The following is a 22,948-nucleotide window of genomic DNA, read 5'->3' on the forward strand; positions in this document are numbered from 1 at the left end:
CCCTGCCGTGGGCGCAGGTCAGGCGCCATTCGGCTCGCCGCCGGATAACCTGACGAATGTGGACGACTCCGCGGTACCGAAGCCGAACCAGGACCTGCCGAAGGACGCCGGGCAGGGCCTGCGGAAGGACTCGCGGAAGGACCAGGCGAAGGACCCGGCGAAGGAGTCGGCGAGGGACCTGCAGCAGACCGGCCCGGACTACCCGCAGCACTGGGAGGCCGACATCCTGCTGCGCGACGGCGGCACGGCCCGGATCCGGCCGATCACCCCCGGAGACGCCGGCCGGCTGGTCGAGTTCTACGAGCAGGTCTCGGACCAGTCCAAGTACTTCCGCTTCTTCGCGCCCTACCCGCGGCTCTCCGACCGGGACGTCCGCCGCTTCACCCACCACGACTTCGTGAACCGGGTCGGCCTCGCCGTGGTGGTCCGGGACCGCTTCATCGCCACCGTCCGCTACGACCGGATCGACGCCGAGGGCCGCCCCTCCGAGGACGGGACGGACGCCGAGGTGGCGTTCCTGGTGCAGGACGCCCACCAGGGCCGCGGGGTCGCCTCGGCGCTGCTGGAGCACATCGCCGCGGTGGCGCAGGAGCGCGGCATCCGGCGCTTCCAGGCCGAGGTGCTGCCGGAGAACCGCAAGATGGTGAAGGTCTTCACCGACGCCGGCTACACCCAGCACCGCAGCTTCGCCGACGGCGTGGTGCACCTGGAGTTCGACCTGGAGCCGACCGCCGCCTCGCTCGCCGTGATGCGGGCGCGCGAGCACCGCGCCGAGGCCCGGTCCGTCCAGCGGCTGCTCACCCCGCGCTCGGTCGCGGTGCTCGGCGTCTCGCGCAACCCGCAGACCGTCGGCCGGGCGATCCTGCGCGACCTGCTGGGCGGCCTCCCCGAAAGCGGCCTCCCGGAGAGCGGCGCCCCCGAAAGCCCCCTCCCCGAAAGCACAGTCCCCGAGAGCGGCACCCCCGAGAGCGGCACCCGGCTCCCCGCGCCCGCGCCCGACCGGCAGGTGTACGCGGTGAACCGCAACGCCCCGCCCGGCACCGAGCTGGACGGCGTCCCCGTGCACCGCTCGATCCTGGAGATCCCCGGTCCGGTGGACCTCGCGGTGATCGCCGTCCCCGCCGCCGCCGTCCCCGCCGCCGTCGCCGAGTGCGGCGCGCACGGCGTCCAGGGCCTGGTCGTGGTCACCGCCGGCTACGCCGAGACGGGCCCCGAGGGCCGCGACCGCCAGCGCGCCCTGGTCCGCCAGGCCCGGGCCGCCGGGATGCGGGTGCTCGGCCCGAACGCCTTCGGCCTGATCAACACCGACCCCGACCGGCCGCTGAACGCCTCGCTCGCCCCCGTCCTGCCCGACCGCGGCGGCTTCGGCATCTTCTGCCAGTCCGGCGCGATCGGCGTCGCCCTGCTGGAGGCCGCCCACCGGCGCGGCCTCGGCGTCTCCTCCTTCGCCTCGGTCGGCAACCGCTCCGACGTCTCCGGCAACGACTTCCTCCAGTACTGGGCGGAGGACCCGGCCACCGACGTGGTGCTGCTCTACCTGGAGTCCTTCGGCAACCCGCGCAAGTTCACCCGGATCGCCCGCCGGCTGGCCACCGCCAAGCCGATCGTCGTGGTCAAGGGCGCCCGCCACACCGGCAGCCTGCCGCCCGGCCACGCTGTCCCGGCCACCGCCACCGGCCTGCGCGACGCCACGGTGGACGCCCTGTTCGAGCAGGCCGGCGTGACCAGGGTGGAGACCATCACCGAGCTGTACGACACCGGCGAGCTGCTCGCCCTGCAGCCGTTGCCGCCCGGCGACCGGGTCGCCGTCGTCGGCAACTCCGACTCGCTCGGCCTGCTCACCCACGACGCGTGCCTGAGCGCCGGCCTGCGCCCGCGCACCCCCGTCGACCTGACCACCGCCGCGACCGGCGAGAACTTCCGGATCGCGCTGGACGTGGCGCTCGCCGACCCGGCCGTGGACGCGGTGATCGCCGTCGCCATCCCGCCGATCGGCACCTCCGCGCACGCCTTCATGGGCGGCCGGCTGACCGGACCGGACGACCCGGAGATGGGCTCGGACGATCCGGAGATCGCCGCCGCCCTCCTCGAAGCCGGAGAACGGGCGAAGGAGTTGGGCAAGCCCCTGGTGCTCGCCCACCTGGCGCTGACCGACCTGCCGGCCCGGCTGCGTCCGGGCGGCATCCCCGCCTACCCGGCGCCCGAGCGGGCCGTACGCGCCCTCGCGCACGCCGTCCACTACGCCGACTGGCGCCGCCGGATGGCCGAGGCCGAGGAGACCGCCAGGGTCCCCGAACTGGACCGGATCGACGAGGGCGGCGCCCGCGCCCTGGTCGAGGCGGCGCTCGGCACCCGCACCGCGATCGCGGCCCGCACCCAGCCCGGCGGGGCGCGGATCACCCTCCCGGACGCGGACACCGCCGCGCTGCTCGCCCACTACGGCGTCGACGTCCACCCCACGCTGCCCGCACCCGACGAGGAGAGCGCCGTCCGGGCGGCCGCCGTCCTCGGCTACCCGGTCGCCCTCAAGGCCACCGCCCGGCACCTGCGCCACCGCCCCGACCTCGGCAGCGTCCGGCTGGACCTGACCGGCGAGCCGGGCCTGCGCCGGGCCCACCGCGAGCTGGACGCGCTGCTCGGCGGCGCCGCCCAGGCGGAGCTGGTGGTGCAGCGCCTCGCCCCGCGCGGGGTGGACACCGTGATCGGCGCGACCGTCGACCCGGCGGTCGGCGCGATCCTCTCCTTCGGCCTGGCCGGAGCCCCCGCCGAACTGCTCGGAGACGTCGCCCACCGGCTGGTCCCCGCCACCGACCAGGACGTGGCCGGGCTGATCCGCGAGGTGCGGGCGGCCCCGCTGCTGTTCGGCTGGCGCGGCGCCGAGGCGGTGGACACCGACGCCCTGGAGGAGCTGCTGCTCCGGGTCTCCCGGCTGGTGGACGACCTCCCCGAGGTCGCCTCGGTGGACCTCGAACCCGTGGTCGTGGCCCCGCACGGGCTGGCGATCCTGGGGGCGCGGGTACGCATCGCGCCCCTGCCGGTCCGCAGTGATCTGGGCCCGCGCGCCATGAGCACCCTGTAACCTTCCTAGGTTGCGCCCTGCCCGGGGGCGCTCTTGTCCGGAAGCTCGGCGCCGTGCCGCCCGCTTCGTCGGCGGACCATGCCAGGATGGAGCTATGGCCAAGACCGGTACCACCACCACTCAGGACCTGCGCTCGGCGATCGAGCGCAGCGGCTACTACCCGGCCCTGGTGTCCGAGGCGGTCGAGTCCGCGGTGGGCCCCGAGGCGATCAGCTCCTACCTGGTGCACCAGGAGACCACCTTCGACGCCAACGAGGTCCGCCGGCACGTGACCGTGCTGGTGCTGACCGCGACCCGCTTCGTGGTGAGCCACACCGACGAGCAGTCCGGCGGCGAGGCCGGCCCGGCCGTCCCGTACGCGACCACCTCCACCGAGTGCGTGCGGCTGGACCGGATCGGCTCGGTCGTGCTGAGCCGGATGGTCGCCAACCCCGAGACGTACACCCCGGGCACCCTGCCCCGCGAGGTGGTGCTGACCATCGGCTGGGGCGCGGTGCAGCGCCTGGACCTGGAGCCGGCCGGCTGCTCCGACCCGAACTGCGAGGCGGACCACGGCTACACCGGCTCCGCCACCGCTGACGACCTGTCACTTCGGGTCAGCGAGGCGGGGGACGGCCCGGAGACGGTCGCCCAGGCGCTGCTGTTCGCCAGGGCGCTGTCCGACGCCACGATCACCAACCGGGTCTGAGCAGAGCCGTTACCGAAAGCCAGGAAGCCAGACCCGCCACGATGCCCTTCGCACCCGCCGACGGCTACGACGCCTTCGAGATCCTCGACCCCGCCACCGCCCCCGCGCCCCCCTACGGTGGCGGTTCGCTCTGTGACCTGCTGCCCTCGGTCGCGGCCGGGCTCGGGGTGCCCGGGTTCTCCGCCGTACTGCCGATAGCGCCGGCCGACCGGGCGGTGGTCTTCCTGGTCGACGGCCTCGGCTGGGAGCTGCTGCTGCGCCACCCCGAGTACGCGCCGTTCCTCTCCTCGCTGACCGCCGGTTCGCTCGGCGGCACCGGCCGCCCGCTGACCGCCGGCTTCCCCTCCACCACCGCGACCTCGCTCGCCTCGGTCGGCACCGGCACCCCGCCGGGCCTGCACGGCCTGGCCGGGTACACGGTGGCGGTGCCGGGCGCCGGCTACCTGATGAACCAGCTGCGCTGGCAGCCGCACACCGATCCGGCGCTCTGGCAGCCGTACCCGACGGTGTTCGAGCAGACCCACGCGGCCGGGGTGGCGACCGCCCAGGTCTCCTCCCCGCTGTTCGCGCAGACCCCGCTGACCAGGGTGGCGCTCTCCGGCGGCTCCTTCCTCGGCCGGACCACCGGCGAGGAGCGGATGGACCAGGCCGCCCGCTGGATGGCCGAGCACGACCGGGCGCTCGTCTACACCTACGTCAGCGAGCTCGACGGTGCCGGGCACCGCTTCGGCGTGGACTCCGACGAGTGGCGGATGACGCTGGACGCGGTGGACCGCCTCGCCCGCAGGCTCGCCGAGCAGCTGCCGCCGCGCTCGGCGATGTACGTGACCGCCGACCACGGCATGATCGACATCGCACCCGAGGACCGGATCGACTTCGACGAGGACTGGGAGCTCGGCGCGGGGGTCGCCCTGCTCGGCGGTGAGGGCCGGGCCCGGCACGTGTACGCGGTGCCGGGGGCGGCCGCCGACGTCCACACGGTGTGGAGCGAGGTGCTCGGCGACCGGATGTGGGTGGCCACCCGGGACGAGGCGATCGCGGCCGGCTGGTTCGGCCCGGTGGTGGACGACCGCGTCTACCACCGGATCGGCGACGTGGTCGCGGCGGCCCGCGACGACATCGCGGTGATCGCCTCCCGCAACGAGCCCGGCGAGTCCGCGATGATCGGCCTGCACGGTTCGATGACCCCGGTGGAGCAGTTCGTGCCGCTGCTCGAAGTGCGCTCCTGACCCGCGCCCGAACCCCCTGATCTGAAAGGCCGCTGCACCACCCATGGCTGAACTGGTGTTCTTCTCGGGCACGATGGACTGCGGGAAGTCGACGCTCGCGCTCCAGATGGACCACAACCACGCCGCCCGCGGCCGGCAGGGGGTCATCCTCACCCGCAACGACCGGGCGGGTGCGGCCACCATCTCCAGCCGGCTCGGCCTGCAGGCCGAGGCGGTCGAGGTGGCGGACGACTTCGACTTCCACGCCCATGTCGTGCACCGGCTCTCGGCCGGGGGCCGGGTGGACTACCTGATCTGCGACGAGGCCCAGTTCTTCGCCGCCGAGCAGGTCGACCAGCTGGCCCGGGTGGTCGACGAACTCGGCATCGACGTCTTCACCTTCGGCATCACCACCGACTTCCGCACCCGGCTGTTCCCCGGCTCCCAGCGGCTGATCGAACTCGCCGACCGGGTCGAGGTGCTCCAGGTCGAGGCCCTCTGCTGGTGCGGCGCCCGCGCCACCCACAACGCCCGCACGGTCGGCGGGGTGATGGTGGTCGAGGGCGCCCAGGTCGTGATCGGCGACATCACGGTGAGCGAGGACGAGGTCGGCTACGAGGTGCTCTGCCGCCGCCACCACCGCCGCCGGCTGACCGCCGCCACCGCCCGCGCCTCGGTGCTCTCCCCGGACGTCCTGCCCTTCGAGGAGCAGCAGGCCTAGCGGCCTCTCTACCGCGGTTCGACCACCGAGAACCGGCCGCCCCGCGGGTCGGCCAGCCGGGCGACCCGTCCGCGCCCGGTCTCGTGCGGCTCCACCAGCACGGATCCGCCCAGCTCGACGGCCCGACGGGCCGTCAGGTCGGTGTCCCGCACGGCGAAGTGAACCCGCCAGCGCGGCGAGTGGCCGCGCAGTTCGCGGCCGTGCCGGATCCCGGCCACCGGCCGGCCGTCCACCAGCAGCGCGGTGTCCTCCCCGGACGGCGCCACCGGTCGGCCGAGCACGGTGGAGTAGAAGGCGGCCGCACCCTGTTCGTCCGCGCTGAGCAGTTCGACCCAGGCCGGACCGCCGGGCTCGGGGCCCGCCTCCCGGCCCAGGTGCTCCTCGCCCTGCCAGAGCCCGAACACCGCGCCGGACAGGTCGGCGGCGATCGCCAGCCGCCCGGCCCGCTCCGACTGCAGCGGCCCGACCGCGACCGTGCCGCCGCACTCCCGCACCCGCTGGGCCACCTCGTCGGCGCTGTCCGCCGCGAAGTACGTCGTCCACTGCACCGGGAAGCCCACCACCGAGGCGACCCCGAGTCCGGCGACCGGCGCGCCGTCCAGCTCCGCCCGGACGTAGTCGCCGAGCCCGGTCGGCCCCGGGGTGTACGTCCAGCCGAGCAGTCCGCCGTAGAAGGCGCGGGCACCGGCCAGGTCGTCGGTCATCAGACTGACCCAGCACGGCGTGCCCTGGGCCAGACGGAGCTTCACCGCAGGCATGCGGGCCTCCTCACGGGCGGTCGGCGCACGGAACTGCGCACGTGAGGGTGATGCTTCCACCCTGGGGCGCGTCGAACCCTCGGGCCGCGCGGAAAGTCCGGCAAAGACCGCACAAAGAGCTCCGAGGCCGCTGCGCTGCGCGAGAATGGCCGCCATGACCACCAACAACGACGGCTCCCCGCTGATTTCGGCCACCGAGCTCGACCAGGCGCTCGGCTCCGCCCGTCCGCCGGTCCTGCTCGACGTGCGCTGGCAGCTCGGCGGCCCGCCCGGCATCGAGGACTACACGGCCGGACACCTGCCCGGTGCCCACTTCGTCGCCCTGGACGGCGAGCTCGCGGCCCCGGCCGGCCCGCCCGGGCGCGGCGGGCGCCACCCGCTGCCCGACACCGAGGAGTTCGGCGCCGCGCTGCGCCGCTTCGGCGTCTCGGCCGACCGGCCGGTGGTGGTGTACGACGGCGCGACCTCGATGGCGGCCGGCCGGGCCTGGTGGCTGCTGCGCTGGGCCGGGCACCCTGATGTGCGGGTGCTGGACGGCGGGTTCGCGGCCTGGCAGGAGGCCGGGCTGCCGGTGAGCACCGAGGTGCCGCCGGCCGAGGCGGGCGACTTCAAGCCGGTGCCGGGGCAGTTGCCGACGGTGGACGGGGACGGCGCCGCCGCGCTGGCCCGGACCGGGCTGCTGCTGGACGCCCGTGCGGGGGAGCGGTACCGGGGTGAGACCGAGCCGATCGACCCGCGCGCCGGCCACATTCCCGGGGCGCTCTCCGCGCCGACCACCGAGAACGTCGGCCCGGACGGGCGGTTCCGGCCGGCCGCCGAGCTGGCGGAGCGGTTCCGGGCGCTGGGCGCGGGGGAGCGCGAGCTCGCGGTCTACTGCGGTTCGGGCGTGACGGCCGCGCACCAGATCCTCGCCCTGGCGGTGGCGGGCCTGCCGGCCACCCTGTACCCGGGTTCGTGGAGCGAGTGGTCGAGCGACGAGAGCCGCCCGGTGGCGGTCACCGACCAGCCGGGCTGACCCCGGCGGCCCACGACGCAGGAGCGGGAGGTCGGCCTGGGCCGACCCCCGCTCCTGTAGTGCCTGCTATTCCTGCTTCTTGCGCCGGCTGCCGAAGACGATCTCGTCCCAGCTCGGCACGGTGGCCCGGCGGCCGGGCCGGACGCCGTCCGCCTCGGCCTGACGGTCCGTCGTCCCGACCAGGCGCTCCCGGTGCGGGGCGACCGCGCGCGGCATCAGGATGTCCGCGTAGGCCGAACCCGCGCCGACCGCCGGTGCGGCGGCCGCCGCTGCTGCAGCCGGCTCCTCCGCCTCCTCGGCGACCTCGGCGGGCACCGGTTCGATCGGGGCCGGCCCGACCGCGAGGTCACCGCGGAAGGCGGGGACGACGTCGAGCAGGCTGGTCAGCGAGTCCCGGTTCTCGGCGGTGGCCTCGCGGGACTCGCGTACCTCGCGGGCCGACATGATGCGGTCGGCGGAGGGCCGGTCGATCATCGGGCGCAGCGGCCGGTCCTGGGGGAGCCGGGCGATCCGCGGGATGAACGGGAAGATCGACTCCTCCTCCCGCTCGACGTTCTCGCCGATCAGCGCGCGGGCCTCGTCGTCGTTCGGCTGGACCAGGCGCCGGGGCGGGTCGTACGTCCAGGACGCACTGCGGCCCTCGTCGTCGGCCCGGTAGGAGAGGATGACCTCCCACGTGCCGTCGTCGCGCCGCCAGGAGTCCCAGCGCTCGGTGTCCTTCTCGGCGCCGCGCAGCGCGAGCCGCTCGGCGACGGCCTCGCCCAGCTGCGGTCCGGTGGACTCGCCGTGACGGCGGATCGCGGTCTTGCGGGCCCGCTCGGCCATGAAGGCGCGCTCGGCGAGCACCGGCCCCTCGAAGCGGCGGACCCGGTCGACGGAGATGCCGGCGGCCTGCGCGACCTCCTCGGCGGAGGCACCGGCTCGTATCCGGGCCTGGATGTCACGGGGGCGGAGGTGGCTCTCCACCTCGATCTCGATCTGGCCGAGGCGCGGACGGTCACCACGGATGGCGGCGCGCAGCCGCTCGTCGATGGGGAGGGTGTACTCCGTGCTGTCGGCGGCCTTGAGCACCAGCCGTGTGCCGTCGTTGCTGACGGCCACAACCCGCAGTTCGGGCACGGTTACCTCCCGGGTGGTGCCTGCCGACGTCACCTGCGTCGCTGCTCCCGTACTGAGTGTGGCCTGCCCACTCGCGACTGGCCACAACCTTGCTGAGTTCCCCGGCGTGTCGGGCTTACACCCGCGAACGCCGCTGTGGCACGGTTGCCTTTTTGCCACGTCATCCGTCGACGTCGCGCCTGGGTGTCCCGGCCGTCCTCGCACGCGCAGTGACGCGACGATCCGGGACGGGCGTCGCCGTGCGTGCCTGTGCAGTGGCTCTTTGTCAATCTGCCGGTTGATAGGCAGTCGACAAGTCGACCCAAGGCTCAGGCTTTACGAACAGTACTCCATTCGTGGCATCCGGAGGGGCGGCTCGCCGCTCAAGTCTCCCGCGATTCACGGGAATCTCAAGAGCGTGCACACCCCACAGCCGACGACTGGCCGCTGCACGGTGATCATCTTCACATATATCGAGCGGGCAGAACCGCATTTTCGACCCTTGTGTCCTTCTTTGGGCAAGATGGAGTGACTTGTTCGAAGAGCAGTCGTACTTACCGAGGGATGTCGATGCCGAAGGAGAAGCCCGCCGCGGAGGGGGGCACGGAAGGTCGCAGGCGAATTGATCTGAGTGTGGCTCAGGTCGCGGCGAGTGCACTGGCCGCCGTGGTGGGGGCGGTACTCGCCTCCGAACTCGGCGTCTACGGAACGATTCTGGGCGCGGCGGTGGTGAGCGTCGGTGCGACCACCGGTGGCGCGGTGTTCCAGCACCTCTTCCGGCGCACGGGCGAGCAGCTGCGCGAGGCGGCGGACCGGGTACCGGTCCAGACCGTGAACGGCCTGCGCCAGGTGCCTGCGGATCAGGCGGACCACACCGGCCGCACCAGCCACGCCGACCACGCCGATCGGACCGGCCCGGTGGGCGGCGGGCCCGTGTCGGCGCCCGGCTCGGAGTGGAGCGAGCCGCAGGTGGTCCGGGCGCGTCGGCGGTGGACCTGGAAGACGTACGCGGCGATGTCCTCGCTGGTGTTCGTGCTGGCGATGGCGCCGATCCTCGCCTTCGAACTCGCCACCGGCCAGCCGGTGTCGGCCACGGTCCAGGGCGGGTCGGGCAGCGGCACCTCGCTGGGCGGCACCGTCGCCCCGAAGCCGGCGGACAAGCCTGCCGCCGACCCCTCGGGCGGCCCGTCCGGCATTCCGTCCGGTGCGTCCTCCGGTACGCCGTCCCAGGGTGCGGGCGGCTCCGGCGCCTCGCCGTCGTCCGGAGCGGGCGGCGCCTCGGCCCCGGCCTCCGAGCGGCCGGAGTCGGGCGGCAGCCCGAGCGCGAGTCCGAGCCCGAGTGCGAGCCACAGCGCGGAGAGCAGCGGAAAGCCCTCCCCCTCGGCCGGTTCGAGCTCGACGCCGTCCGCCGGATCGTCCCCCTCGGGCGGCGCCGCCTCGCCGCCGGCCGACCGGACGACCCCGCAGCCGCCTGCCCCGAGCGCTGCCGGCGCCGCGAACACCGGGGCTCCGACCGCGCAGCCGTAGGGCCCGGGTCGGGGTTCAGGCGCCCAGCACCCGGCGGAGGTAGTCGTTGCCGAACACCCGGCCGGGGTCGAGCTCGTCGCGCAGGGCCGTGAACTCGGCGAAGTGCGGGTAGACCTCGGCGAGGTACCCGGCGTCGCGGGTGTGCAGCTTGCCCCAGTGCGGGCGGCCGCGGTGCGCGGTCATCAGCTTCTCCACCTCGGTGAAGTAGCCCTGCTCGGCGGTGCCCCGGTAGAGGTGGACGGCGATGTACGCGGTGTCGCGGCCCTGGGCGGTGGAGAGCCAGAGGTCGTCGGCGGGGGCGAACCGCACCTCGACGGGGAAGCTGATCCGCCAGTCGGAGCGCTCGATCATCGCCCTGAGCTCGCGCAGCACCCCGGCGACGGCCTCGCGCGGTACGGCGTACTCCATCTCGACGAAGCGGACCTTGCGCGGGCTGGTGAACACCTTGTACGCGGTGTCGGTGAAGGTGCGCTCGGACCAGGCGCGGCTGGCGAAGGAGGCGATCGAGGGCACCGCGGCGGGGAACCGGCGGCCGATCCGGCAGGCCCCCTCCCAGACGGTGTTCGAGAGGAAGTCGTCCTCCAGCCACTCCTTGAACCGGGGCAGCGGGGCGGCCGGCCCCTGGCTTCGGTTGTTGCGCTTGGTGGAGCAGCGGTCGGTGTGCGGGAACCAGTAGAACTCGAAGTGCTCGTTGACGGCGGTGAGGTCGTCGAGCCGGTCGAGCACCTCGTCGAAGCGCATCGGCTGCTCGTGGGCGGTGAGCAGGAAGACCGGTTCGACGGCGAGGGTGAGTGCGGTGATCACGCCGAGCGAGCCGAGGCCGAGCCGGGCGCCCTGGAACAGCCGGGGGTTCTCGGTGGCCGAGCAGTGCTGCACGCTGCCGTCGGCGAGGACGATCTCCAGTGCGCGGATCTGGGCGGCGAGCGAGCCGGAGTCGCGGCCGGTGCCGTGGGTGCCGGTGCTGGTGGCACCCGCGACGGTCTGCACCTCGATGTCGCCCATGTTGGCGAGCGAGAGGCCGGCCGCGGCGAGCACCCGGTTGAGCCGGGCCAGCGGCAGGCCGGCCTCCACGGTGATGGTGCCCGCCGCGCGGTCGATCCCGCGGACGGCGGTCATCGCGTACGGGCGGACCAGGACGCCGTCCCCGGGGGCGGCGATCGAGGTGAAGGAGTGGCCGGAGCCGACCGCCTTGACGGTCCGGCCCTGGTCGGCGGCGCGCAGGATCTCCTTGGCCAGCTCCTCCGCGGTGCCAGGGGTGACCACCTTGGCCGGGTGGGCGCTCTGGTTGCCGGCCCAGTTGGTCCAGCGGGTGCGGGGTGCGGTACTGGCCTGGGGCATGTGGTGCCTCCTGCTCCGTGGCCGAACGTGTCGGCGCGCTCCGGGGCGGCCGCGGCCGCCGAGGTGTCCCCCCGGCGACCCGGCAGGACCCCCGCTGGAACTCCTACCCGCGGGTAGACCCGCGAGTAGGCAGGAGAGTAGTCAGTTCACCGTTCGAGGTCTACGGTCTGCGCGGAGTCCTGTCCGGCCTCGGCGGAGGACAGGCCGGCCCGCAGGCGGCCCAGTCCGACCAGGGCGGTGAGTACACCGAACGCCCCGGCGGTCACCGGGACCCAGTATCCGGCGGCGGCGCCGGCCGCGTCCACGACCCAGCCGCCGGCCGAGGAGCCGACCGCGACGCCGAGGGCGAGCCCGGTCGTCGTCCAGGTCATGCCCTCGGTCAGCTTGGAGGCCGGGACGAGCCGCTCGACCAGGGCCATCGCGGTGATCAGGGTGGGGGAGATGGCGATGCCGGCGACCAGCAGGGCGGCGCCGACCGCGATCAGCCCGCCGACCCCGCCCACGGACTCGGCGGCCAGCAGCAGCGGCGCCATGCTGAGCGCCATGAACAGGACCCCGCCGAAGAAGCGGCCGGCCATCGAGCCCTTGAGCTTGAGCGTGCCGAACACCACGCCGGCCAGGCAGGAGCCGAGCGCCCAGAGGGCGAGGACCACGCTGGCGACGGGCTTGTGGCCCTGGGCGTCCGCGTAGGCGACGGTGACGACCTCGACCGAGCCGAAGATCGCACCGGTGGCGACGAAGGTCAGGATCAGCACCTGCAGGCCGCGGTTGAGGATCACCGAGCTGCCGGCGTGCCGCGCGGCCGGGTGGACCGGGGGCTCGGTGGAGCGCTGCCCGGCGAACAGCAGCACGCCCACCGTGAGGAAGAGGCCGGCGAGCAGCACGCCGGCCTCCGGGAAGACGGCGGTGGCCAGCCCGATGGAGAGGATCGGGCCGACGATGAAGCAGATCTCGTCGACCACGGCCTCGAAGGAGTACGCGGTGTGCAGCTTGGGCGCGTCGTCCCGGTAGAGGTGCGCCCAGCGGGCCCGGACCATCGCGCCGGTGCTGGGCATCACGCCCATGCCGGCCGCGAAGAGGAACAGCGTCCAGTCCGGCGCCTTCAGCCTGGCGCAGAGCAGCAGCCCGACCGCGGCGACGACGGTGATCGCGGTGGCGGGCAGGACGATCCGGCGCTGTCCGTGGCGGTCCACCAGCCGGGAGACCTGCGGGCCCAGCACCGCGGCGGACACCGCCAGCGTCGCCGAGACCAGGCCCGCCACCCCGTACGAGCCTCTCAGCTGGGAGAGCATGGTGACGATGCCGATGCCGGTCATGGATATCGGCAACCGGGACACGAATCCGGTGGAGGAGAAGGCCAGACTGCCGGGGGCGGCGAATATCTGGCGGTAGCTGGACAGCACGGGAGCTCCGTCGGGAGTAAGGAACGAGGCTGGCCAACACAGCTTACGTACCTTGGCAAACAGTATTTTCCGGACACCCGGTGCGGCCCCGCCCACGCTGTCCGGGCCCTCAATGGCAGGATCGGTCCCATGTCCGACGTGCGCAATCCCTCACCCTCCGGCGCCGGTTCCGCTGCGACCAGGCCCTACGACGCCCTGCTCCTGCTCTCCTTCGGCGGCCCCGAGGCCCCCGAGGACGTCGTCCCGTTCCTGGAGAACGTGACCAGGGGCCGGGGCATCCCGAAGGAGCGGCTGAAGGAGGTCGGCAAGCACTACTTCCTGTTCGGCGGGGTCAGCCCGATCAACGAGCAGAACCGGGAGCTGCTGGCCGGGCTGCGCAAGGACCTCGCCGAGCACGGCCTCGACCTGCCGGTCTACTGGGGCAACCGCAACTGGGCGCCCTACCTGGTCGACACCCTGCGCGAGATCGCCACCGACGGGCACCGCCGGATCGCCGTCCTCGCCACCAGCGCCTACGCCGGGTACTCCGGCTGCCGCCAGTACCGGGAGAACCTCGCCGACGCGCTCGCCGTGCTCGCCGAGGAGGGGCTGCCCGAGCTGCGGGTGGACAAGCTGCGGCACTTCCACAACCACCCCGGCTTCGTCGAGCCGATGATCGACGCCACCCTGGACGCCCTGGCCGCCCTGCCCGCCGAGGTCCGGGACGGCGCCCGGCTGGCCTTCACCACCCACTCCATCCCGGAGGCGATGGCCGAGAGCTCCGGGGCGCCCGACGACCCGGCCCGCGGGCGGCCCGGCGGGGCGTACGTCGCCCAGCACCTCGACGTCGCCCAGCTGATCGCCGCCGCCGTCGCCGAGCGCACCGGGGTCGCCGACCGCCGGTGCGAGCTGGTCTTCCAGAGCCGCAGCGGGGCCCCGCACATCCCGTGGCTGGAACCCGACATCTGCGACCACCTGGAGGCCCAGCACGCCGACGGCGCCCCGGCCGTGGTGATGGTCCCGATCGGCTTCGTCTCCGACCACATGGAGGTGAAGTACGACCTGGACACCGAGGCCGTCGCCAAGGCCGCCGAACTCGGCCTGCCGGTCGCCCGCGCCGCCACCGTCGGCGCCGACCCCCGCTTCACCGCCGCCGTCCGCGAACTCGTCCTGGAGCGGGCCGCCGCCGAGCGCGGCGAGGAGCCCGCCCGCTGCGCCCTCGGCCGGCTCGGCGCCGGCCACGACGTCTGCGCGGTGGCCTGCTGCCCCAACCCGCGCGCCCCGCGCCCGGCCGCCGCCGAGCGCTGACCCCTTACCGCACCCCGGAGGACCCGTGCCCAGCGTGCCCAGCCCCGAACTGCTCGACGAACTGCTCGACGTCGCCCTGGACGCCGCCCGGCAGGCGGGCGCCCTGCTGAGGGACGGCCGCCCCGCCGACCTGGGCGTGGCCGACACCAAGAGCAGCCCGGTCGACGTGGTCACCGAGATGGACCTCGCCTCCGAGAAGCTCGTGCTGGAGCTGATCTCCCGCCGCCGGCCGCAGGACGGCTACCTCGGCGAGGAGGGGGCCGAGCGCCCCGGCACCAGCGGGGTCCGCTGGGTCGTCGACCCGCTCGACGGAACCGTCAACTACCTCTACGGACTGCCCTCCTGGGCCGTCAGCGTGGCGGCCGAACTGGACGGGCGCGCGGTCGTCGGGGTGGTGTACGCCCCGGTGCGCGGCGAGCTGTTCCACGCGGTCACCGGCCGCGGCGCCCACCTGGACGGCAAGCCGGTCTCCGCCCGCCCGGCCCCGCCGTGGGGCCAGGCGCTGATCGGCACCGGCTTCGGCTACGTGCAGTCGGTGCGGGTCCGGCAGGCCGAGGTGCTGCTCGCGCTGATGTCCGAGGTGCGTGACATCCGGCGCGGCGGGGCCGCCGCCGTGGACCTCTGCGACGTCGCCGCCGGGCGCCTGGACGGCTACTACGAGCGCGGCCTCGCCCCCTGGGACCGGGCGGCCGGCTGCCTGATCGCCGCCGAGGCGGGCGCCCTGGTCGGCGGTCGCCCCGGGCACGGCCCGGACGGCGAACTGACCGTCGCCGCCGCCCCCGGCGTCTACCAGCCGCTCCAGGACCGCCTGGCGGAGCTGCGCGCCTGGGCCTGACGCGGTCTGACGCGGCCCGACCGGGCTCCGCCGTCCCGACCCCGCCGCGCCATCGGGCGGGGTCCGGCCGGGTCGGGACAGCGAAGAGCCCTGGCATGCGGGAGATGCCAGGGCTTGGGGTTTCGCACGGCCCCCGCAGGGCCGCTGGTGCCGGAGGACCGGCGTCGGGTCGGTGGGCGGTCAGGCAGCAGTGCGGTGGCGCTCCAGCACCGTGTCCACGCCGTGTTCGGCGGCGAGCCGGCGGAGATCGTCCAGCTCGGACTGCTCCACCTCGGCCAGGAACTCGTCCCCGGCCTCGATCGCGCGGTGCAGGTCCTGCTCGGCGTTGGCTATGCGCTGCAGGATTCCGGCGGTGAAGGCGTCCATGCGGGCCCCCTTACTGTGTCGGACGTGCACGTTCGTGCGTCCCCCGCCCCGGGTGCGGTGGTCAGCGGAAGCGTCCGAGCCGGTAGGTGGAGATCTCCGGTCGGGCGCGGAGACGGCCCTTGGCCGCTCCCGGTGACGCCCCAGCCCCAGGGCCGGCGCGGATGAACGCACGGCGGGTGGGTGCGATCGGCCGATGGCCAGATCGCGGGTGTGCAGCTGTCCTCCCCGCCCCGGTGTCGGGGAAACCTCCCCGGGCGAGAAAGTTGCCTGTGTCACAGTCCAAGCGGACTGATTCCGGCACGAATCATGGGCGGGACCTCACGCGCACCCGTGCCTCCGGGGCAGCTTATCGCTGCTTTACCGCAGGACCAGGCAGGATGGAGGCACCGATGGAGCCGCGCGTCCGCTTCCGGGGCCGGCCTGGAGAAGGGACAACGACCGTGCGGGTTCTCGTCGTCGAGGACGAGCAGCTGCTCGCCGAGGCTGTCGCCACCGGCCTGCGCCGCGAGGCGATGGCCGTCGACGTGGTGTACGACGGGGAGGCCGCGCTCCAGCGCATCGCGGTCAACGACTACGACGTGGTCGTCCTCGACCGCGACCTTCCGCTGGTCCACGGCGACGACGTCTGCCGCAGCGTGGTCGACCAGGGCCTGGCGACCCGGGTGATCATGCTGACCGCCTCCGGCGACATCAGCGACCGGGTCGAGGGCCTGGAGATCGGTGCGGACGACTACCTTCCGAAGCCGTTCGCCTTCAGCGAACTCGTCGCCCGGGTAAGGGCGCTGGGCCGCCGGGCCACCGTCCCGCTGCCGCCCGTCCTGGAACGCGCGGGCATCTCGGTCGACCCCGGCCGCCGCGAGGTGATCCGCGACGGCCGGACCGTCCAGCTGGCCCCCAAGGAGTTCGCCGTCCTGGAGGTGCTGATGCGGGCCGGCGGCGCCGTCGTCTCCGCCGAGCAGCTGCTGGAGAAGGCCTGGGACGAGCACACCGACCCGTTCACCAACGTCGTACGCGTCACCGTGATGACGCTGCGCCGCAAGCTCGGCGACCCGCCGGTGATCGTCACCGTCCCGGGTTCCGGCTACCGGATCTGACCGGAGCCCCCACAGCCGAATGCCGGATCCGCCGGATCCGACCATGCCGCGCCCGCCCCCGGCGGACGCCCCGAGAGGACAACCATGACCACCCCGCCCCCGGCCGGCGGGGCCTCCGGCGCGCCCGCCGGCGGCCCGCGCGCCGTGCCGCCCCGGCCCGTCCCGCCCGCGTCCGTCCCGCCCCGGCCCGCGCACCCACCGCGTGCGCCCAGGCTGGACCAGTCCCCGGGCGACGGCTACGTCCCCGGCGACGGCATGCTCGCCTGGCTGCCGTTCCGCCCGACCATCCGGATCCGGCTCACCCTGCTCTACGGCGGGATGTTCCTGATGGCGGGCGTGGTCCTGCTGCTGCTCATGTACTTCTTCGTCCGGCAGGCCCTGCACGACGTCCAGCCGCCGCCGTTCAAGTTCGACGGCGACATCTACGTCAACCGCGTGCCGATGACCTCGGACCAGTTCAACCAGCTCATCGCCAAGAGCCACGGCCTGGAGTCCAACGCGGCCCTCAACACCCTGCTGCGCAAGTCCCTCACCGTGCTGGTCTGCCTCGCCGTGATCGCCTTCGCGGCCGGCTACGCGATGGCCGGCCGGGTGCTGCGCCCGCTCGGCCGGATCACCCGCACCGCCCGCGAGGTGGCCAGCTCCGACCTGCACCGGCGGATCGAGCTGGACGGCCCGGACGACGAGCTCAAGGAGCTCGCCGACACCTTCGACGACATGCTGGACCGGCTGGACCGCTCCTTCGACTCCCAGCGCCGCTTCGTCGCCAACGCCTCGCACGAGCTGCGCACCCCGCTGGCGATCAACCGCACCCTGCTGGAGGTCCAGCTCGCCGACCCCGGCGCCTCGCCCGACCTCCAGCAGCTCGGCAAGACCCTGCTGGCGACCAACGAGCGCAGCGAGCAGCTGGTGGAGGGCCTGCTGCTGCTCGCCCGCAGCGACAACGAGCTGACCGACCGCCGCGCCGTCGAGCTCTCCGAGGTGGCCGCCCGCGCGCTGGAGCAGACCCGGGCCGAGGCCGGCAAGCGGGAGGTCGAGCTGCGCACCGAGCTGAACCCGGTCGCGGTCTCCGGCAACGGGATCCTGCTGGAGCGGATCGCGCTCAACCTGCTGCAGAACGCCGTGCGCTACAACGCGGCGGACGGCTGGGTCGAGATCACCACCGCCCGGGTGCCCGGCGGCGGCGAGCTGGTGGTCTCCAACACCGGCCCGGTGGTGCCCGGCTACGAGCTGGAGCACATCTTCGAGCCGTTCCGCCGGGTGAAGGGCGCCGACCGCACCCGCAGCGACAAGGGCGTCGGTCTCGGCCTCTCCATCGTCCGCTCGGTCGTCCGGGCGCACGGAGGGGTCATCGAGGCCACCCCGCGCCCCGGAGGCGGCCTCACCATGCGCGTCCGCATTCCGGGCGCCTGACCGGCCCCCCGGGCCCGTACACACCCCGCCACGCCCTTCCGGGCGCTCCGCGCTCCGTGCGCCGACCATTCCCAGCCGCCCCCGCCAAGCCTGTCAAGAGGACATAAGGCCTGGCGGGGGCGGCTTGTCTTTTCCGGTCCAGTCAACTTACGGTGTCGTAACCTACGCAACCGTAAGTGCGTCCCCCGACGTGCCGGCCCCACGTGCCCGTCCCAGCGCGTGCCCGTCCACCAGGAGCAAGACTCGTGACCATCGCCCCCGTGCAGCGCACCGCCTCGCTCGGCTCGAGCACCTGGACCGACGCGCGGCTGATCATGGCCCTCGAAGAGGTGGTGGAGCAGGAGCTCAACCGCCACCTGAAGGTCGCCAAGGAGTGGATGCCCCACGAGTTCGTGCCGTGGAGCCAGGGGCGCGACTTCGACGGCGTCCTCGGCGGTGAGGCCTGGTCGCTGGAGCAGTCCCAGGTGACCCCGCTCGGGCGGGTGGCGCTCGTCGTCAACCTGCTGACCGAGGACAACCTCCCCAGCTACCACCACGAGATCGCCACCATGTTCGGCCGCGAGGGCGCCTGGGGGACGTGGGTGCACCGCTGGACCGCCGAGGAGGGCCGGCACGGAATAGCCATTCGCGACTTCCTGCTCGCCACCCGGGCCGTCGACCCGAACGAGCTCGAGCGGGCGCGGATGAGCCACATGTCGGAGGGCTTCGAGTCCGACAACGCGCACAGCATGCTGCACTCGGTCGCGTACGTGGCCTTCCAGGAGCTCGCGACCCGCATCTCGCACCGGAACACCGGCCACTTCGCCGGCGACCCGCTCTGCGACCAGCTGCTGGCGAAGATCGCCAACGACGAGAACCTGCACATGGTCTTCTACCGGAACCTGCTCAAGGCCGCCTTGGAGATCGCCCCGGACCAGGCCATGCGGGCCGTCTCGGACGTGGTGACCCAGTTCCGGATGCCCGGCCACGGGATCCCCGGCTTCGAGCGGGCCGCCGTCCAGATCGCCATCGGCGGCGTCTACAACCTGCGCATCCACCACGACGACGTGCTGCAGCCGGTGCTGCGCCACCTCAAGGTGATGGAGATCGGCGGCCTCGGCCCGGAGGGCCTGCAGGCCCAGCAGGAGCTCGGCGTCTTCCTCGACGGGCTGGACGCCATGGCGACCAAGTTCGACGAGCGCCAGGCCGCCCTGCTGGCCCGCCGGGCCGCTCGTGAGGCCGCCAAGTAGGCGACTGGGAGCCCGCGCGCGGGGCCGTTCCGGTTGGGTGGATTTTCCGCGATTTGCCCCGGAAATTTCAGAACGTGACCAAGGTCACACCGCGTGGCTCCGCGGGTTGGTATGCTCTCGGAGCGTGATCATGATTCCGGAGCCCCCGGTTGCCGTCCGTGATCGGATCGGCGGCCGGGGGCGTTCCGGTGGATTGACGAGTGCCCCTGGTGGGCAGGGGAATGGGCAGGCGGCCGCGGGGCGTTCGATCACTGTGAGTGTCCGCCGACGGGGCTCGGCCGAGGGGCGGCGATGGCCCAGCGTGAGGCCCTCCCAGCCCGATTCGATCACCCCAACGGACCCCTGGCTGAGTGTCGATTGAGTAACAGGGCTTGAAGTAAGGCAAAATCTCCGCCTCGGGTCGGGCACAAGACCGACCCCCCATGCGTTACGTGCGCTGGAGATACCGCACACACCGCACAACCCGGAGGGGGAGAGCGAAAAATGGCAACGGACTACGACACCCCGCGCAAGACCGATGACGACCTCAACGAGGACAGCATCGAGGAACTGAAGGCTCGGCGGAACGAGAAGAGCACCAGCTCGGTGGACGTCGACGAGTTCGAGGCTGCAGAGGGCCTCGAACTCCCCGGCGCCGACCTCTCGAACGAGGAGCTCTCCGTCCGGGTGCTGCCGCGCCAGGCCGACGAGTTCACCTGCATGAGCTGCTTCCTGGTGCACCACCGCAGCCAGCTGTACAGCGAGAAGAACGGCAACCCGATCTGCCGGGACTGCGGCGCCTGAGCACCTGGGCGGCCATGGTCCGGGTCTCGCGGTCTCCGCGGGCCCGGCACACCGCCCCTTCCGGCCCCGGGCAGCGGGGCCGGACGGCAGTTTCGGCGGACGCCGAGGCGGACGCACCGGCAGTACGTGGTCACGCGGGGCCGGCGCAGCACGCAGTGCCGCGCCGGGCAGTAGGCAGTAGTACGCAACACGCAGTAGTACGCAACACGCAGTACGGAGTGTCTGGGACGGTCCCGCGAAGGCGGAGCCGTCCCTCTCCGTTTTCCGGCCCCGTACGCCTGTGCTGACGCCTGTATGGGGCCGTGCAGGGGCCTGGACCGGGCTTCCGGGGCCCGGGCCAGGCCTGCGGGGCCCACCGGGGGCCGCCGGGGTGGATGAGGCGGAGCAGGGGGAGTGGGCCGGGTCAGGTCCGGGCGCTGCGGCGGGCCTCGTCCAGCGCCTCGGCCAGCTTCATCGGCGACCGGGTCGAGAGGTAGAGGTACGGCGTCGGGTCGGCCGGGTCGCTGACCTCGACCCGCAGCGCGGTCGGGACGTAGCTGCGCAGCAGCATGAAGGCGCGCGGATCGGACTTCGGCCCGCGCCAGGCCACGGCCTCGGCCGGGCTCAGCGGGTGCGCGGCGCCGAGGGCGTCGACCGGGATCCGGGCCGTGCCGGCCACCAGGGAGCCCTGCACCACCCGGATCCGCGCGGAGCCGTAACTGCTGATCGCGGCGGCGCCGGCGGCGATGCCGACCACCAGCCCGACCAGCGCGCCCACCGCGCTGAGACGCAGCAGGATCAACGCGAGCGTGAGCCCGATCGCGACCGGGAGCAACCACCAGGAGCGCGGCACGGTGAGGCGTTCGTCGTACATGCCCCCATTGTGGTGGCCGTGGCGCCCGGCGCGGGACCGCACCCCCGCGGGCCGGGCGGCTACCGATCGGTAGGGTGCTCCCGTGACCGGTTCCATAGCCTCTCCGTCCGTGCCGTCGGCCGCGCAGTCGGCGGTTCCGCAGGCCTCCGCCCCGCAGCCGCCCGCCGCCGTGCAGGAGGCCGCCGTCCGGCTGTCGCCGACCTCCCCGCCGCCGGACGCCGAGCTGCCGCCCCGCGCTCCGGAGGCCCCGGCCCCCGGCACCCGGCTCGGCTCGCACTACGAGCACTGCTTCGGCTGCGGCCCGCAGCACCCCGGCGGCCTGCGGATCGAGGCGGTGGCCGGTGAAGGACTCGACGTCACCGCCGAGTTCACCGTCGCCCCGGACCACCAGGGCGGCCCCGGCCTGGCCCACGGCGGGCTGCTGACCACCGCGATGGACGAGACCCTCGGCACGCTCAACTGGCTGCTGCACGCCCCCGCCGTCACCGGCCGGCTGGAGACGGACTTCCTCTGCCCGGTGCCGGTCGGATCCGTCCTGCACCTGAGCGCCCGGATCACCGGCGTGCACGGCCGCAAGATCTACAGCGCCGGCGAGGCGCGGATCGGCGGACCGGACGGACCGGTGGCGGTGCGCGCTCAGGCACTGTTCATCCAGGTGAAGCTGGAACACTTCACCAAGCACGGTCGTCCGGAGGACATCGACAAGGTCCTGGACGACCCCGACCTGATGAAGCGCGCCCGAGCCTTTGAGGTGAACCCTTGAGCACCACCCCCCGTCCGCCGGTGGACGTCCTGATCAGGCGAATCGACGCCGAGCTGCCGCTGCCCGAGTACGCGCAGCCCGGTGACGCGGGAGCCGATCTGCGGACCACCGTCGATGCCGAACTGGCCCCCGGCGAGCGGGCCGTGCTGCCCACCGGCGTGGCCATCGCGTTGCCGGACGGCTACGCGGCCTTCGTCCACCCCCGGTCCGGGCTCGCAGCTCGTTGCGGAGTTGCTCTGGTGAACGCCCCAGGGACGGTCGATGCCGGGTACCGTGGAGAGATCAAGGTGATCGTCGTCAACTTGGACCCGCGCGAAGCCGTCAGCTTCCGCAGAGGGGACCGGATCGCCCAGCTGGTCATCCAGCAGGTCGAGAAGGCCCGCTTCCACGAGGTGGCCGAACTTCCCGGGTCGGCACGCGCCGAGGGCGGGTTCGGGTCGACCGGTGGCCACGCCGCGGTCTAGGCTGCCCGCGGCCTCGTAGGAAGCCGAGCAGGTATTCGCATCGGTCTTGGACCGGGAAGGACAGTGACCGTGTTCCGTCGTCGCCAGAAGAGCGAGGACGCTGTCGAGCAGCTCGCCGACGACGCCATCAGCGCCGACGAGACGGCCGATGACGTCGAAGGTTCCGCCGAGAGCGAGAACGTGACCGAGCTGGACCCGACGGACCGGGTCGGTCTGCCGCCGGCCCCGCGTCCGGACGGCCCGTGGGACTTCTCCGAGCTGGAGAACCCGGAGGAGGGTCGCGTCGACCTCGGGGGCCTGCTGGTTCCCGGCGTCGAGGGTATGGAGCTGCGGGTCGAGGTGGCCGGCGACTCGATCGTGGCCGCGACGCTTGTCCTCGGCAACAGCGCCATCCAGCTCCAGGCCTTCGCCGCACCGAAGTCCGAGGGCATCTGGGGCGAGGTCCGCGAGGAGATCGCCACCGGCATCACCTCGCAGGGCGGCGTCGTCGAGGAGGAGGAGGGCCCGCTCGGCTGGCACCTCCGCGCCCAGGTCCCCGTCCAGCTGCCGGACGGCACGCAGGGCGTCCAGCTGGTCCGCTTCGTCGGTTGCGACGGCCCGCGCTGGTTCCTGCGCGGTGTGATCTCGGGCCAGGCCGCCGTGCAGCCCGAGATGGCCGGAATTCTGGAGCAGGTCTTCCAGCAGACGGTCGTCGTGCGCGGTGAGATCCCGATGGCGCCTCGCGACCCGATCGTGCTGAAGCTCCCCGAGGACGCGCAGATGGTCGCCGATGGTGGCGGGGCAGCCGCCGCTGCCGGCGAGGGCGACGGTCGCTTCGGCACCACCGCGCTCGACCCCTTCGCCCGCGGCCCGGAGATCACCGAGGTTCGCTGAGCACCCCGATCGCCCCCGCCCGGAACGCCGGGCGGGGGCGATTTGCTTGTGACGGTCTCGTCCCCGTACAGTTCCGGAGTCGCACCGAGAGGGGCGGCGGAAAGCAAGTCCGATGAATGAAACTCCGGAAAACGGGGCGGAAAACATCTGATA

The 22,948-nt window shown here is 73.5% G+C and carries 21 protein-coding genes; 15 read left to right on the plus strand and 6 right to left on the minus strand.

Annotated elements, in window-relative coordinates:
* Window positions 1–178: 178 nt before the first annotated feature.
* The 4 genes from ACIGZJ_RS25490 to ACIGZJ_RS25505 all read left to right on the plus strand — a co-directional run bounded on the left by ACIGZJ_RS25490 (window position 179) and on the right by ACIGZJ_RS25505 (window position 5,696).
* Window positions 179–3,079, plus strand: coding sequence for a GNAT family N-acetyltransferase (locus ACIGZJ_RS25490; RefSeq protein ID WP_396459401.1), 2,901 nt, complete (start codon window positions 179–181; stop codon window positions 3,077–3,079).
* A gap of 94 nt (window positions 3,080–3,173) precedes the next feature.
* Window positions 3,174–3,767, plus strand: a complete 594-nt coding sequence (locus ACIGZJ_RS25495; protein WP_396459381.1) for a DUF5998 family protein — start codon at window positions 3,174–3,176, stop codon at window positions 3,765–3,767.
* A 41-nt stretch (window positions 3,768–3,808) separates the two neighbouring features.
* Window positions 3,809–4,996, plus strand: a complete 1,188-nt coding sequence (locus ACIGZJ_RS25500; protein ID WP_396459382.1) for an alkaline phosphatase family protein — start codon at window positions 3,809–3,811, stop codon at window positions 4,994–4,996.
* Window positions 4,997–5,039: 43 nt separating this feature from the next.
* Window positions 5,040–5,696: a thymidine kinase gene (locus tag ACIGZJ_RS25505; protein ID WP_387951570.1), complete on the plus strand. Its 657-nt coding sequence runs from the start codon at window positions 5,040–5,042 to the stop codon at window positions 5,694–5,696.
* Between the two features lie 8 nt (window positions 5,697–5,704).
* Here the strand turns inward: ACIGZJ_RS25505 and ACIGZJ_RS25510 are convergent, their stop codons facing one another.
* Window positions 5,705–6,454, minus strand: a complete 750-nt coding sequence (locus ACIGZJ_RS25510) for a VOC family protein (RefSeq protein ID WP_396459383.1) — start codon at window positions 6,452–6,454, stop codon at window positions 5,705–5,707.
* Between the two features lie 154 nt (window positions 6,455–6,608).
* Between ACIGZJ_RS25510 and ACIGZJ_RS25515 the strand changes: the two genes are divergently transcribed.
* Window positions 6,609–7,469: a sulfurtransferase gene (locus ACIGZJ_RS25515; RefSeq protein WP_396459384.1), complete on the plus strand. Its 861-nt coding sequence runs from the start codon at window positions 6,609–6,611 to the stop codon at window positions 7,467–7,469.
* A 66-nt stretch (window positions 7,470–7,535) separates the two neighbouring features.
* Here ACIGZJ_RS25515 and sepH read toward each other — a convergent pair whose 3' ends face one another.
* Window positions 7,536–8,621 (minus strand): septation protein SepH, encoded by a 1,086-nt coding sequence (gene sepH, locus ACIGZJ_RS25520; protein WP_396459385.1) that lies wholly within the window; start codon window positions 8,619–8,621, stop codon window positions 7,536–7,538.
* 579 nt (window positions 8,622–9,200) lie between these two features.
* On the opposite strand from sepH, the gene ACIGZJ_RS25525 reads away from it, so the two are divergent.
* On the plus strand, window positions 9,201–10,094 hold the full coding sequence (locus tag ACIGZJ_RS25525; RefSeq protein WP_396459386.1) for a hypothetical protein: 894 nt from the start codon (window positions 9,201–9,203) through the stop codon (window positions 10,092–10,094).
* A gap of 15 nt (window positions 10,095–10,109) precedes the next feature.
* Here the strand turns inward: ACIGZJ_RS25525 and ACIGZJ_RS25530 are convergent, their stop codons facing one another.
* Window positions 10,110–11,432, minus strand: coding sequence for a D-arabinono-1,4-lactone oxidase (locus ACIGZJ_RS25530; RefSeq protein ID WP_396459387.1), 1,323 nt, complete (start codon window positions 11,430–11,432; stop codon window positions 10,110–10,112).
* Window positions 11,433–11,578: 146 nt separating this feature from the next.
* On the minus strand, window positions 11,579–12,835 hold the full coding sequence (locus ACIGZJ_RS25535) for an MFS transporter (protein WP_396459389.1): 1,257 nt from the start codon (window positions 12,833–12,835) through the stop codon (window positions 11,579–11,581).
* Window positions 12,836–12,964: 129 nt separating this feature from the next.
* On the opposite strand from ACIGZJ_RS25535, the gene ACIGZJ_RS25540 reads away from it, so the two are divergent.
* Window positions 12,965–14,122, plus strand: coding sequence for a ferrochelatase (locus ACIGZJ_RS25540; protein ID WP_396459390.1), 1,158 nt, complete (start codon window positions 12,965–12,967; stop codon window positions 14,120–14,122).
* A 25-nt stretch (window positions 14,123–14,147) separates the two neighbouring features.
* Window positions 14,148–14,957 (plus strand): inositol monophosphatase family protein, encoded by an 810-nt coding sequence (locus tag ACIGZJ_RS25545; protein ID WP_396459391.1) that lies wholly within the window; start codon window positions 14,148–14,150, stop codon window positions 14,955–14,957.
* 180 nt (window positions 14,958–15,137) lie between these two features.
* Here the strand turns inward: ACIGZJ_RS25545 and ACIGZJ_RS25550 are convergent, their stop codons facing one another.
* Complete coding sequence (locus ACIGZJ_RS25550) at window positions 15,138–15,323, minus strand: hypothetical protein (RefSeq protein ID WP_030301315.1); 186 nt, start codon at window positions 15,321–15,323, stop codon at window positions 15,138–15,140.
* A gap of 440 nt (window positions 15,324–15,763) precedes the next feature.
* Here ACIGZJ_RS25550 and ACIGZJ_RS25555 point away from each other — a divergent pair, with 440 nt between their 5' ends.
* The 4 genes from ACIGZJ_RS25555 (at window position 15,764) to ACIGZJ_RS25570 (ending at window position 19,842) form a co-directional block, all read left to right on the plus strand.
* A complete protein-coding gene (locus tag ACIGZJ_RS25555) occupies window positions 15,764–16,417 on the plus strand; it encodes a response regulator transcription factor (protein ID WP_387951587.1) in 654 nt (217 codons plus the stop codon).
* Between the two features lie 84 nt (window positions 16,418–16,501).
* Complete coding sequence (locus ACIGZJ_RS25560; RefSeq protein WP_396459392.1) at window positions 16,502–17,830, plus strand: sensor histidine kinase; 1,329 nt, start codon at window positions 16,502–16,504, stop codon at window positions 17,828–17,830.
* 245 nt (window positions 17,831–18,075) lie between these two features.
* Window positions 18,076–19,059 carry an acyl-ACP desaturase gene (locus ACIGZJ_RS25565; RefSeq protein ID WP_396459393.1) on the plus strand — a complete coding sequence of 328 codons (984 nt, stop codon included), beginning with the start codon at window positions 18,076–18,078 and terminating at the stop codon, window positions 19,057–19,059.
* 483 nt (window positions 19,060–19,542) lie between these two features.
* On the plus strand, window positions 19,543–19,842 hold the full coding sequence (locus ACIGZJ_RS25570) for a DUF4193 domain-containing protein (protein ID WP_073924890.1): 300 nt from the start codon (window positions 19,543–19,545) through the stop codon (window positions 19,840–19,842).
* Window positions 19,843–20,245: 403 nt separating this feature from the next.
* Here the strand turns inward: ACIGZJ_RS25570 and ACIGZJ_RS25575 are convergent, their stop codons facing one another.
* The gene (locus ACIGZJ_RS25575; RefSeq protein ID WP_396459394.1) at window positions 20,246–20,695 is read right to left on the minus strand and encodes a DUF3093 domain-containing protein; all 450 of its coding nucleotides are present in this window, start codon (window positions 20,693–20,695) and stop codon (window positions 20,246–20,248) included.
* Between the two features lie 169 nt (window positions 20,696–20,864).
* On the opposite strand from ACIGZJ_RS25575, the gene ACIGZJ_RS25580 reads away from it, so the two are divergent.
* The 3 genes from ACIGZJ_RS25580 (at window position 20,865) to ACIGZJ_RS25590 (ending at window position 22,795) form a co-directional block, all read left to right on the plus strand.
* The gene (locus ACIGZJ_RS25580; RefSeq protein WP_396459402.1) at window positions 20,865–21,458 is read left to right on the plus strand and encodes a PaaI family thioesterase; all 594 of its coding nucleotides are present in this window, start codon (window positions 20,865–20,867) and stop codon (window positions 21,456–21,458) included.
* A complete protein-coding gene (dut, locus tag ACIGZJ_RS25585; RefSeq protein WP_387951595.1) occupies window positions 21,455–21,922 on the plus strand; it encodes a dUTP diphosphatase in 468 nt (155 codons plus the stop codon). Before ACIGZJ_RS25580 ends, dut begins: the two co-directional genes overlap by 4 nt.
* Before the next feature lie 69 nt (window positions 21,923–21,991).
* Window positions 21,992–22,795, plus strand: a complete 804-nt coding sequence (locus ACIGZJ_RS25590) for a DUF3710 domain-containing protein (RefSeq protein ID WP_392940617.1) — start codon at window positions 21,992–21,994, stop codon at window positions 22,793–22,795.
* Window positions 22,796–22,948: the final 153 nt, after the last annotated feature.

Source organism: Kitasatospora sp. NPDC052868, assembly GCF_044547105.1.
In the GTDB taxonomy this organism is placed as follows: Bacteria; Actinomycetota; Actinomycetes; order Streptomycetales; family Streptomycetaceae; genus Kitasatospora.

Coding starts and splice junctions, on each gene's coding strand:
- ACIGZJ_RS25515 (WP_396459384.1), top strand. CDS start 6,609: ATGACCACCAACAACGACGGCTCCCCGCTGATTTCGGCCACCGAGCTC.
- ACIGZJ_RS25510 (WP_396459383.1), bottom strand. CDS start 6,454: ATGCCTGCGGTGAAGCTCCGTCTGGCCCAGGGCACGCCGTGCTGGGTC.
- ACIGZJ_RS25540 (WP_396459390.1), top strand. CDS start 12,965: ATGTCCGACGTGCGCAATCCCTCACCCTCCGGCGCCGGTTCCGCTGCG.
- ACIGZJ_RS25560 (WP_396459392.1), top strand. CDS start 16,502: ATGACCACCCCGCCCCCGGCCGGCGGGGCCTCCGGCGCGCCCGCCGGC.
- ACIGZJ_RS25570 (WP_073924890.1), top strand. CDS start 19,543: ATGGCAACGGACTACGACACCCCGCGCAAGACCGATGACGACCTCAAC.
- ACIGZJ_RS25500 (WP_396459382.1), top strand. CDS start 3,809: ATGCCCTTCGCACCCGCCGACGGCTACGACGCCTTCGAGATCCTCGAC.
- ACIGZJ_RS25575 (WP_396459394.1), bottom strand. CDS start 20,695: ATGTACGACGAACGCCTCACCGTGCCGCGCTCCTGGTGGTTGCTCCCG.
- ACIGZJ_RS25495 (WP_396459381.1), top strand. CDS start 3,174: ATGGCCAAGACCGGTACCACCACCACTCAGGACCTGCGCTCGGCGATC.
- ACIGZJ_RS25530 (WP_396459387.1), bottom strand. CDS start 11,432: ATGCCCCAGGCCAGTACCGCACCCCGCACCCGCTGGACCAACTGGGCC.
- ACIGZJ_RS25550 (WP_030301315.1), bottom strand. CDS start 15,323: ATGGACGCCTTCACCGCCGGAATCCTGCAGCGCATAGCCAACGCCGAG.
- ACIGZJ_RS25505 (WP_387951570.1), top strand. CDS start 5,040: ATGGCTGAACTGGTGTTCTTCTCGGGCACGATGGACTGCGGGAAGTCG.